General features: G+C 63.5%; 10 protein-coding genes. 9 read left to right on the top strand and 1 reads right to left on the bottom strand.

Features of this window, described 5'->3' with window-relative positions:
- Positions 1-15 precede the first annotated feature (15 nt).
- The 9 genes from algG to ACIP1G_RS09060 all read left to right on the top strand — a co-directional run bounded on the left by algG (position 16) and on the right by ACIP1G_RS09060 (position 10,749).
- Positions 16-1,575, top strand: a complete 1,560-nt coding sequence (gene algG / locus ACIP1G_RS09100; RefSeq protein ID WP_400735649.1) for a mannuronan 5-epimerase AlgG — start codon at positions 16-18, stop codon at positions 1,573-1,575.
- A 13-nt stretch (positions 1,576-1,588) separates the two neighbouring features.
- A complete protein-coding gene (locus tag ACIP1G_RS09095) occupies positions 1,589-3,031 on the top strand; it encodes an alginate O-acetyltransferase (RefSeq protein ID WP_400735646.1) in 1,443 nt (480 codons plus the stop codon).
- 7 nt (positions 3,032-3,038) lie between these two features.
- The gene (locus ACIP1G_RS09090; protein ID WP_400735643.1) at positions 3,039-4,142 is read left to right on the top strand and encodes a mannuronate-specific alginate lyase; all 1,104 of its coding nucleotides are present in this window, start codon (positions 3,039-3,041) and stop codon (positions 4,140-4,142) included.
- Positions 4,143-4,325: 183 nt separating this feature from the next.
- A complete protein-coding gene (locus tag ACIP1G_RS09085; protein ID WP_400735640.1) occupies positions 4,326-5,783 on the top strand; it encodes an MBOAT family O-acyltransferase in 1,458 nt (485 codons plus the stop codon).
- Between the two features lie 10 nt (positions 5,784-5,793).
- A complete protein-coding gene (locus ACIP1G_RS09080; RefSeq protein ID WP_400735638.1) occupies positions 5,794-6,951 on the top strand; it encodes an alginate O-acetyltransferase in 1,158 nt (385 codons plus the stop codon).
- Positions 6,952-6,971: 20 nt separating this feature from the next.
- Complete coding sequence (locus tag ACIP1G_RS09075) at positions 6,972-7,619, top strand: alginate O-acetyltransferase AlgF (protein ID WP_400735636.1); 648 nt, start codon at positions 6,972-6,974, stop codon at positions 7,617-7,619.
- Between the two features lie 35 nt (positions 7,620-7,654).
- On the top strand, positions 7,655-9,109 hold the full coding sequence (locus ACIP1G_RS09070) for a mannose-1-phosphate guanylyltransferase/mannose-6-phosphate isomerase (RefSeq protein WP_400735957.1): 1,455 nt from the start codon (positions 7,655-7,657) through the stop codon (positions 9,107-9,109).
- 197 nt (positions 9,110-9,306) lie between these two features.
- A complete protein-coding gene (locus ACIP1G_RS09065) occupies positions 9,307-9,771 on the top strand; it encodes a multidrug transporter (protein ID WP_400735634.1) in 465 nt (154 codons plus the stop codon).
- A gap of 165 nt (positions 9,772-9,936) precedes the next feature.
- Positions 9,937-10,749, top strand: coding sequence for an SDR family oxidoreductase (locus ACIP1G_RS09060; RefSeq protein WP_400735632.1), 813 nt, complete (start codon positions 9,937-9,939; stop codon positions 10,747-10,749).
- Between the two features lie 160 nt (positions 10,750-10,909).
- On the opposite strand, the gene ACIP1G_RS09055 is transcribed toward ACIP1G_RS09060, so the two are convergent.
- Positions 10,910-11,704 carry an SDR family NAD(P)-dependent oxidoreductase gene (locus tag ACIP1G_RS09055; RefSeq protein WP_400735631.1) on the bottom strand — a complete coding sequence of 265 codons (795 nt, stop codon included), beginning with the start codon at positions 11,702-11,704 and terminating at the stop codon, positions 10,910-10,912.
- Between the last annotated feature and the right edge of the window lie 34 nt (positions 11,705-11,738).

Below are 11,738 nucleotides of genomic sequence, written 5' to 3'. Positions count from 1 at the left end.
GCCGGGAGAAACCTGATGAACCTTCACCCGCACTTACGTCACAGCCTCCTGGCCAGCGCCCTGCTGCTGGCCTCGGGCCTGGCCGTCGCCGCAGAGCCCAAGGTAATCGCCAAGGAACTGCAGCAGGCCAAGACCTACACGGTGGCCAGCGCACCGATCGAGCCGCTGCAAATGGACCCGCCAAAGCTGCCCGACCTGACCGGCTTCACGGCCGAGGCAGTGCAGAAGAAAATCGACCGCCGCCACAAGGGCAAGGTCAGCCTGCGCCGGATGTTCCAGGAGGACACCCTCAAGGAGTTCGTCGGCGGCGACAACAAGGCGGCCGAGTGGGTGCAGCGCCAGCACGGCATTCCACAGGCGATCTTTGTCGATGACGGCCATGTCGACCTGGTCGAGCTGAGCAAGAAGGTACCCAAGCAGTACCTCAGCGAAGTGGAGCCAGGCGTGTACCTGGCGCGCCTGCCGATCGTGGTCGGGCAGAAGGGCATCCTCGAGATCGACGGCAAGGTCAAGCAACTGCGCCTGTCCCAGGAAGGCGGTTCGTTCCTGGTCAACGACGGCAAGCTGTTCGTCACTGACACCCAGGTGACCGGCTGGCGCGAAAAGGACAACGGCCCGGCAACCTTCCGCTCGCCCAAGGAGTTCCGCCCGTTCCTGTTGTCGTGGGGCGGCACCGAGACCTACATCGTCAATACCAAAATGGCCAGCTTCGGCTACGCCAAGTCCAAGTCGTATGGCGTGAGCATCTCGCAGTACACGCCGAACATGGCCAAGCGCATGGGCCGCCCTGAGCCTACCGGCTGGATCATTGGCTCTGAGTTCAGCGACATGTGGTACGGCTTCTACTGCTACGAAACCCAGGACTTCGTGGTCAAGGACAGCACCTACCGCGACAACATCGTCTACGGCATCGACCCGCACGACCGCTCGCACCGGCTGATCATTGCCGGCAACACGGTGTACGGCACCAAGAAGAAGCACGGCATCATCGTTTCGCGTGAGGTCAACGACAGCTGGATCATCAACAACAAGAGCTTCGACAACAAGCTCTCGGGCGTGGTGATCGACCGTAACAGCGTCAACAACCTGGTGGCCTACAACGAGATCTACCGCAACCACACCGACGGCATCACCTTGTACGAAAGCGGCGACAACCTGCTGTGGGGCAACAAGCTGATCAACAACCGCCGCCATGGCATCCGCGTGCGTAACAGCGTGAACATTCGCCTGTACGAGAACGTTGCCATGGCCAACGGCCTGGTCGGCGTGTACGGCCACATCAAGGACCTGTCCGACACTGACCGCGACATCGCCCTCGACCCGTTCGACACCAAGGTGTCGCTGATCCTGGTCGGTGGCGAACTGGCAGCCAACGGCTCTGGCCCGCTGTCGATCGACTCGCCGCTGTCGGTCGAGCTGTACAAGGTTTCCATGCTCGCCCCGCGCAAGGCCAACGGTATCAGCCTTAACGGCATCCTCGGCGAACGCCAGGACGAAATCCTCGACCTGCTGGTCCGCCAGCAGAAGGCTGTGCTGATCGACCCGGTCGAACGCCAGACCGAAATGATCGATTAAGGAAGCCCAGACCATGACTCCACACCTGATGAAACTGCTGGGCCTGTCCGCTGCCCTCCTGGCGATCAGCCAGGGCGTGCGCGCCGAAGACGTCAAGGCCCCGACCTTCAGCGCCGAGCCTTGCTGCCAGCTGTGCCCGGAGGCGCATGACGCCAGCCGCTACACCACCCGCTACCAGCAGAACTTCACCACGCTGGTGCAGGCCCAGGGCGACTGGCTGTTCCGTACCCGCGAAGACCTGCGCACCGAATTCAACACCACCCCGGCCGGCTACAAACGCCTGCAGCAAGTGCACGACGCGTTCAAGAAACGCGGCGTGGAACTGGTGGTGGTGTACCAGCCGACCCGTGGCCTGGTGAACCGCAACATGCTCAAGCCCGAAGAAAAAGCCGCCTTCGACTACCAGAAGGCCCTGGGCAACTACCAGGCCATGCTCAAGCGCTTCGCCAGCATGGGCTACAACGTGCCCGACCTGTCGCCGCTGACCAACGAGCAACTGGCCGCCGCCGACCAGGGCAAGGACTTCTACTTCCGCGGCGACCAGCACTGGACGCCTTACGGCGCCGAGCGCGCGGCGAAAATCGTGGCCGACACCGTGCACAAGATGCCGGCCTTCGAAGGCATCCCGCGCAAGGAATTTGAAACGAAAAAGTCCGGGCGCATGGGCAAGACCGGCACCCTGCACAACGTTGCCGGCCAGCTGTGCGGCACCAGCTACGCGGTGCAGTACATGGACCAGTTCGCCACCGAGCCGAAAGGCTCGACCGGCGGCGGCGACGACCTGTTCGGTGACAGCGGCAACGCGCAGATCACCCTGGTCGGCACCAGCCACAGCGGCAAGAACTACAACTTCAGCGGTTTCCTCGAACAATACATCGGCGCCGACGTGCTCAACGTCGCCTTCCCTGGCGGTGGCCTGGAAGGTTCGATGATCCAGTACCTGGGCAGCGAGGAATTCCAGAAGCACCCGCCGAAGATCCTCGTCTGGGAATTCTCCCCGCTGTACCGCCTGGACCAGGAAACCATCTGGCGGCAAATCCTTGGCCTGCTCGACGACGGCTGCGACGACCGCCCGGCCCTGATGAGCGCCAGCACCACGCTCAAGCCCGGCAAGAACGAGCTGATGGTCAACGGCAAGGGCGGCGTGATCAAGGACCTGATCAACCGCAACCTGCAGATGGACGTCAAGTTCGCAGACCCGTCGGTGAAGGTGTTGCAGGCCACCCTGTGGTACCTCAACGGCCGCCACGAGGACATCAAGCTGGAAAAGCCGGAAACCTCCGACACCGACGGGCGCTTTGTCTTCCAGATGCGCGAAGACGAAGACTGGGCCAGCCAGAGCCTGCTGGCCTTTGAAATCCAGGGCCCGGAACAAGGCACCCAGCAAGTCGAAGCCAAGCTCTGCAAACGCAACAACTTCGCCGTGCCCGCGCAAACCGCGCAGGCCGGCCAGTGAGGCGACCATGACTGCATTCAAGCAAATCTTCAGCCCTGCCCTGCTTGCCCTGGCCCTGTGTGGCGGCACGGCGCAGGCTGCGCTGGTGCCACCGCAGGGGTATTACGAGGGCATCGAGAAACTCAGGACCGGCGATGGCAATTTCCGTTGCGAAGCGGCGCCCAAGCCGTACACCGGCGCCCTGCAGTTCCGCAGCAAGTACGAAGGCTCGGACAAGGCGCGGGCGACGCTCAACGTCGCCTCGGAGAAGGCCTTCCGCAAGTCGACCGAAGACATCACCACCCTTGAGAAAGGCGTGAGCAAGATGATCGGCCAGTACATGCGTGACGGCCGCCCGGCACAGCTCGATTGCACCCTGGCCTGGCTGGGCACCTGGGCGCGCGCCGATGCGCTGCTGTCCACCGACTACAACCACACCGGCAAGTCGATGCGCAAATGGGCGCTGGGCAGCATGAGCGGTTCGTGGCTGCGCCTGAAGTTCTCCAACTCGCAGCCGCTGGCCGCGCACCAGGCCGAGGCCGAGCTGATCGAAAAATGGTTCGCCCGCCTCGCCGAACAGACCGTGCGCGACTGGAGCGACCTGCCGCTGGAGAAGGTCAACAACCACAGCTACTGGGCGGCCTGGGCGGTAATGGCCAGTGCCGTGGCCACCGACCGCCGCGACCTGTTCGACTGGGCTGTGAAGGAATACCGGGTGGGTGCCAACCAGGTCGACGCCCAGGGCTTCCTGCCCAACGAACTCAAGCGCAAGCAGCGCGCCCTGGCCTACCACAACTACGCCCTGCCGCCGCTGGCGATGATCGCCAGCTTTGCCCAGGTCAATGGCGTGGATGTGCGCGGCGAGAACAACAATGCCCTGCAGCGCCTGGCGCAACGGGTGCTCAGCGGGTCGAAGGACCCCAGCGCGTTCAAGGCCCGCAATGGCGACAAGCAGGACATGAAAGACCTGAAGATCGACAGCAAGTACGCCTGGATGGAGCCGTACTGCAGCCTGTACGCGTGCAATGGAGACACCCTGCAACGCAAGCGTGGCATGCAGCCGTTCAACAGCTTCCGGCTGGGCGGCGACCTGACCCGGGTCTATGACCCGAGTGCAGGGAGCAAGAAGTAACACAAAACCCTTGTAGGAGCGGGTTCACCCGCGAAAGGGCCAGACCTGCCATGCGCGGTGCCTGTGCCGGCCTCTTCGCGGGTAAACCCGCTCCTACAAGGGATCTAGGTAGCCCGCCACATTTGTGTGGGGGGTTTGGGGGGCGCTTTGCCCTGGATGCTGTGAACAAAAAGGAGAACCGGGATGGTCTTCTCGTCCAACGTGTTCCTGTTCCTGTTCTTGCCGATATTCCTCGGCCTGTACTACTTGAGCGGGCAACGTTATCGCAACCTGCTGCTGCTCATTGCCAGCTACATCTTCTATGCCTGGTGGCGGGTGGACTTCCTGGCCCTGTTCGCCGGGGTCACCCTGTGGAACTACTGGATCGGCCTGAAAGTCGGTGCCGCCGGCGTGCGCACCAAGCCGGCGCAGCGCTGGCTGCTGCTTGGCGTGGGTGTCGACCTGGCGATCCTCGGCTACTTCAAGTACGCCAACTTCGGCGTCGACAGCCTCAACGCGATCATCAGCTCGTTCGGCCTGGAACCGTTCATCCTCACCCACGTGCTGCTGCCGATCGGTATCTCGTTCTACATCTTCGAGTCGATCAGCTACATCATCGACGTGTACCGCGGCGACACCCCGGCCACCCGCAACCTGATCGACTTCGCGGCGTTCGTGGCGATCTTCCCGCACCTGATCGCCGGCCCGGTGCTGCGCTTCAAGGACCTGGTCGACCAGTTCAACAACCGCACCCACACCCTGGACAAGTTCTCCGAAGGCTGCACCCGCTTCATGCAGGGCTTCATCAAGAAAGTGTTCATTGCCGACACCCTGGCGGTAGTGGCCGACCACTGCTTCGCCCTGCAGAACCCGACCACCGGGGATGCCTGGCTCGGCGCCCTGGCCTACACCGCGCAGCTGTACTTCGACTTCAGCGGCTACAGCGACATGGCCATCGGCCTGGGGCTGATGATGGGCTTCCGCTTCATGGAGAACTTCAAGCAGCCGTACATCAGCCAGTCGATCACCGAGTTCTGGCGGCGCTGGCACATCAGCCTGTCGACCTGGCTGCGCGACTACCTGTACATCACCCTGGGCGGTAACCGCAAAGGCACCTTCAACACCTACCGCAACCTGTTCCTGACCATGCTGCTGGGCGGCCTGTGGCACGGCGCCAACTTCACCTACATCATCTGGGGCGCCTGGCACGGCATGTGGCTGGCCATCGAGCGTGCACTGGGCATCGACACCAACCCGCAGCGCTTCAACCCGGTGAAGTGGGCCTTCACCTTCCTGCTGGTGGTGGTCGGCTGGGTGATCTTCCGCGCCGAGAACCTGCACGTCGCCGTCCGCATGTATGGCGCCATGTTCAGCTTCGGTGACTGGCAGCTGTCGGAACTCAACCGCGCCCAGCTCACCGGCCTGCAAGTGGCCACCCTGGTGGTCGCCTACCTCACCCTGGCGTTCTTTGGCCTGCGCGATTTCTACCGCAATGCCAAGCCGCAGCCCAAGGCTACCCCGGTGCAAATCAACAACGACGGCTCGATCGGCCTGGACTGGACCCGGGTCATGACCCGCGCCCTGGTGCTGCTGCTGTTCGTGGCCTCGATCCTCAAGCTTTCGGCGCAGAGCTACTCGCCGTTCCTCTACTTCCAGTTCTGAGGTTGATGACATGACCCGGACATTACGCATTACCTATTCGCTGTCGTTCCTCGGCCTGCTGGTGGGCATGGGCGCCTGGTCCACCGGTGGCCTGCAAAGCTTCCAGCGCACCGAGCAGATGACCCTGCTCAACGGCAAGCTGGCCAAGGCCGCCGAAACCCACTACGACGCCGAGTTCCCGATCAAGCGCCTGGGCACCAACCTGTGGGCGGCGATGGACTTCAAGCTGTTCAACGAAGGCCGCCCAGGCGTGGTACTGGGCCGCGACCAGTGGTTGTTCAGCGACGAAGAGTTCAAGCCCACTGCCGATGCCGAGCAGCTGATGCAGGAAAACCTGGCGCTGATCCGCGGCGTGCGAGACGCCCTGCAGCAGCACGGCAGCCAGCTGGTGCTGGCAATCGTGCCGGCCAAGGCACGGGTGTATGCCGAGTACGTCGGCAAGGAACAGCCTGCCAGCCTGCATGACGACCTGTTCAACCAGTTTCATGCCCAGGTGCGCCAGGCCAACGTGTTCGCCCCCGACCTGATGGCACCGCTGGAGCAGGCCAAGGCCCGCGGCCAGGTGTTCCTGCGTACCGACACGCACTGGACGCCGATGGGCGCCGAAGTGGCGGCGCAGGCACTGGCCGAAGCCGTCAGCCGCCAGAGCCTGCTCAATGGCGACCCGCAGACCTTCATCACCGAAGCCGGCAGCACCGCCCCGTACAAGGGCGACCTGACCAACTTCCTGCCCCTGGACCCGCTGTTCAGCAACCTGCTGCCGAGCCCGGACAACCTGCAGCAACGTACAACCCGGCCGGCCGAAAGCGAAGGCGCAAGCGACGACGCCCTGTTCGCCGACACCCAGATCCCGGTCGCCCTGGTGGGCACCAGCTACAGCGCCAACCCGCACTGGAACTTCCTCGGCGCGCTGCAGCAAGCGCTGCATAGCGACGTCGCCAACTACGCCGAAGACGGCCACGGCCCGCTGCTGCCAATGCTCAAATACCTGCAAAGCGATGCCTTTGAAAATGCCGCGCCACAAGTGGTGGTGTGGGAATTCCCTGAACGTTATCTGCCAATGAAAAACGACCTCAGCAGCTTCGACCCGCAGTGGATCGCGCAGCTGAAGAACGCCCGTAAATCCGAAGAAAACCTGGCCTTGTCGTCCATCCGGACAGCCCACTGATTGAAAGAGAGGAAATGCACATGACTACCAAGACTTCCATTGCCAAAGCCCTCACCCTCGCGGCCGGCCTTTCCCTTGCCTCCATGCAGGCCTTCGCCGGCGCCGACGCCGCGCTGTATGGCCCCAGCGCGCCGAAAGGCTCGACCTTCGTGCGGCTGTACAACGCCGCCAGCGCACCGGCTGCCGCGTCGGTCGGCAACACCCAGATCAAGCAGGTTGGCGCCCAGGCCAGCAGCGACTTCAGCTTCCTGCCAGGCGGCGACTACACCGCCCAGGTCGGCGGCAAGAGCGTGCCGGTCAAGCTGGCCTCGGACAAGTACTACACCCTGGTCAACAGCAGCAGCGGCAACCCGCAGCTGATCGAAGAACCGCCGTTCAAGAACAAGCAGAAAGCCCTGGTGCGCGTGCAGAACCTGAGCGATCAGCAGCTGACCCTGAAAACCGCCGACGGCAAGACCGAAGTGGTCAAGCCGGTGGCTGCCAACGGCCGTGGCGAGCGCGAGATCAACCCGGTGAAGGTCAACCTGGCGCTGTACCAAGGAGACAAGAAAGTGGGTGACGTGAAACCCGTCACCCTGGAGCGCGGCGAAGCCGCAGTGCTGTACGTAACGGGTTCCGGCAACGCCTTGTCGCCGGTGTGGGTAACTCGCCCCGTGGCTAGCAACTGATTCCCCTGCCTCTAAACGACTATTGGAGAAACATGATGATCCCGGTAATTCTTTCTGGTGGTAGCGGTTCGCGTCTGTGGCCTCTGTCGCGCAAGCAGTTCCCCAAGCAGTTCCTGGCCCTGACCGGTGAACACACCCTGTTCCAGCAAACCATCGAGCGCCTGGTGTTCGAAGGCATGGACACCCCGCTGGTGGTCTGCAACAAGGACCACAAGTTCATCGTCCAGGAGCAGCTGGCTGCACTGAAGCTGGAAACCCAGGGCATCCTGATGGAACCGTTCGGCCGCAACACCGCGCCGGCCGTGGCCATGGCCGCGATGAAGCTGGTCAATGAAGGCCGCGACGAGCTGATGCTGGTGCTGCCCGCCGACCACGTGATCGATGACCAGAAGGCGCTGCAACGCGCCCTGGCCCTGGCCACCGTGGCCGCCGAGCGTGGCGAGATGGTGCTGTTCGGCGTGCCGGCGACCAAGCCGGAAACCGGCTACGGCTACATCCGCTCCAGCCAGGACGCACTGCTGCCCGAAGGCGTGGCGCGGGTCGCGCAGTTTGTCGAAAAGCCCGACGAAAAACGCGCCGCCGAGTTCGTCCAGGCGGGTGGCTACTTCTGGAACAGCGGCATGTTCCTGTTCCGCGCCAGCCGCTTCCTCGAAGAGCTGAAAAAGCACGACGGCGACATCTACGACACCTGCGTGCTGGCCCTGGAGCGCAGCCAGGAAGACGGCGATGTGCTGAGCATCGACGAAGCCACCTTCGCCTGCTGCCCGGACAATTCCATCGACTACGCGGTGATGGAGAAGACCCAGCGCGCCTGCGTGGTGCCGATGTCGGCCGGCTGGAGCGACGTGGGCTGCTGGTCGTCGCTTTGGGAAGTGCACGAGAAGGACGACAACGGCAACGTAACCAAGGGCGACGTAGTGGTGCAGGACAGCCACAACTGCATGATCCACGGCAACGGCAAGCTGGTGTCGGTGATCGGCCTGGAGAACATCGTGGTGGTCGAGACCAAGGACGCCATGATGATTGCCCACAAGGACAAGGTCCAGGGCGTCAAGCAGATGGTCAAGACCCTCGACGAGCAAGGCCGCACGGAGACCCAGAACCACCTGGAAGTGTATCGCCCGTGGGGCTCGTACGACTCGGTGGACATGGGCGGGCGTTTCCAGGTCAAGCACATTACCGTCAAGCCCGGCGCCAGTCTGTCGCTGCAGATGCACCACCACCGCGCCGAGCACTGGATCGTGGTGTCCGGCACCGCCGAGGTGACCTGTGACGAGAACGTGTTCCTGCTGACCGAGAACCAGTCGACCTACATCCCGATTGCCTCGGTGCACCGCCTGCGCAACCCGGGCAAGATCCCGCTGGAGATCATCGAGGTGCAGTCTGGCAGCTATCTGGGCGAGGATGATATCGAGCGCTTCGAGGATGTTTATGGGCGGACTTCCACGCCGGTAGAGCGTGGGATTTCTGTCAAGACTATTGCGCAGTAACTGAGACCCTGGGGCCGCTTTGCGGCCCATTCGCGGGCAAGCCCGCTCCTACAACGATCGCGTATCCATGGGAACACGCGATCGTTGTAGGAGCGGGCTTGTCCCGCGAATGGAGGGCGCAGCCCTCCCGCTTTTGAGCCCCACCCCATTTCAAGCTACGATGGTCAGACCCCGCGCAACCAAGGTCTGCAAGCCCCATGATCATCGGTGCCTTCCTCATCCTTACCTGGCTGGTGCTGCTGTTGCGCTATCCGGCCAAGGCCCTGCCGATCTCGCTGGCTGCCGTATGTGGCCTGGGCCTGGTGGCCCTGTTGGTCGTCTGGCAGGACAGCCGCGAAACCTCGCAACTGGCCCGCCTGGACCTGCGCCTGAGCTACGCCCCCGAACACTGCCCTGCCGACCGTGCCTTGCAGGTACGCATGAAGAATGGCAACAACGCCCCGCTCACCGAACTGCGCTGGCGGGTGGCGGCGTATGCGCCGGGCGATACCGTGAACCTGGCCGAGAACACCTACAACGCCCCGCGCTATCGTGGGCCGGGTGAACTGCAGCCAGGGGCGGAGTGGAAAGACTGTTTGCCATTGCCGCCATTGCGTTCCGGGTACCGGCCGCAGACCCTGGAGTTTCGGGCTGAGCACCTGCAGGGTACATTTGCCAATTGATTTATTGCCGGTGCCGGCCTATTCGCGGGTAAAACCGCTCCCACAGGGATCGCACATGTCGCTATTTTGTGGGGTACCTGTGGGAGCGGGTTTATCGAGGCGTCGAACCGCCGCGAAGAGGCCGGCGCAGGCCAAAACCAACCTTCCTGACAACAGGCCCCACCCATGCCCACCGTCCTGATCACCGGTTGTTCCAGCGGCATCGGCCGCGCCCTTGCCGACGCCTTCCGCGATGCCGGCCACCACGTCTGGGCCACCGCCCGCAAGCCTGAAGATGTCGAGCAACTGAGCGCTGCCGGCTACACCGCCCGGCAACTGGATGTGAACGACAGCGAGGCCGTGGCCCGCCTGGCCGAGGAGCTGCCAAGTCTCGACATCCTGATCAACAACGCCGGCTACGGTGCCATGGGCCCGTTGCTCGATGGCGGCGTGGACGCCCTGCGCCAGCAGTTCGAAACCAATGTGTTCGCCGTGGTTGGCGTTACCCGTGCACTGTTCCCCCTGCTACGCCGCTCACGCGGGCTGGTGGTGAATATCGGTAGCGTATCCGGCGTATTGGTCACCCCTTTCGCCGGTGCCTACTGCGCCTCGAAAGCCGCCGTGCATGCCCTGAGCGATGCCTTGCGCCTGGAACTGGCGCCGTTTGGCGTGCAGGTGATGGAAGTGCAACCGGGGGCGATTGCCTCGCAGTTTGCCAGCAACGCCCAGCGCCAGGCCGAGCAGGTGCTGGCGGCGGATTCGGCGTGGTGGCCGTTGCGTGAGCATGTGCAGGCGCGGGCGCGGGCTTCGCAGGACAAACCGACATCGGCGGCGGTGTTTGCCCAGGGGGTGTTGGCGGCTGTGGGCAAGTCGCCGGTGCCGGCAGTGGTGCGGCTGGGCAATGGCAGTACGGCGTTGCCGTTGATGGCACGGTTGCTGCCGCGGCGCTTGCTGGATTGGGCGTTGCGCAAGCGGTTTGGGTTGCTGCGGCCGCTTTGATTGATGGGTTGCCAGTGCCGGCCTATTCGCGGGTAAACCCGCTCCTACATTGATGGGTTGCTTGTGCCGGCCTCTTCGCGGGTGAACCCGCTCCTACGGGTTACGCGATCGTTGTAGGAGCGGGTTCACCCGCGAATAGGCCGGCACAAGCAACTACCAATCAGGCAATGGAACGCAGCACCCCGCCATCCACCCGCAACGCCGCCCCGGTCGTAGCGCTGGCCTGCATCGAAGCTAGGTACACCACCATGTTGGCCACCTCCTCCACCGTCGCCAGCCGCTTGATCAGCGAGGTCGGCCAGTGCTCAGCCAGGAAGTTGGCTTCCAGTTCTTCAGTCGACACCCCCTGCTCTTCGGCCAGCTTGGCAAAGAAGTCACCCACACCTTCCGAACGCGTAGGCCCCGGCAATACCGAATTCACTGTCACCCCGGTACCGGCCAAGGTCTCTGCCAACCCACGCGACACCGCCAACAGCGCCGTCTTGGTCATGCCGTAGTGAATCATCTCGGTCGGGATCTGCAGCGCCGACTCGCTGGACAGGAACACCACCCGCCCCCATTTGCGCTCGGCCATGCCCTGGGCGTAGTGGCGCGACAGGCGCACGGCGCTGAGTACGTTGACGTCGAAGAAGCGCTGCCAGTCTTCGTCTTCGATTTCGAAGAACGGCTTGGGCTCGAAGATGCCGAGGTTGTTGACCAGGATGTCGGTGTGCGGCACGTGGGTGAACAGCTTCTGCGCGCCGTCCTGGGTACTGAGGTCGGCGGCGATACCGATGATGCGTGCTTGTGGCAGGCGCTCGCGCACGGCCTTGAGGGCTTCGTCGACGCGGGCTTGGGTGCGGCCATTGAGTACCACTTCGGCCCCCGCCTCGGCCAGGCCGATGGCGATGGCCAGGCCAATGCCGGCGGTGGAGCCGCTGACGATGGCGCGCTTGCCGTTCAGGGAAATGTGCATCTGTGCCTCCTCGCTAATCAGGGATATTGCTGGG

Source organism: Pseudomonas sp. NPDC089392 (genome assembly GCF_044749595.1).
Classification (GTDB): domain Bacteria; phylum Pseudomonadota; class Gammaproteobacteria; order Pseudomonadales; family Pseudomonadaceae; genus Aquipseudomonas.
This window is presented reverse-complemented; position numbering and strand designations above follow the sequence as displayed.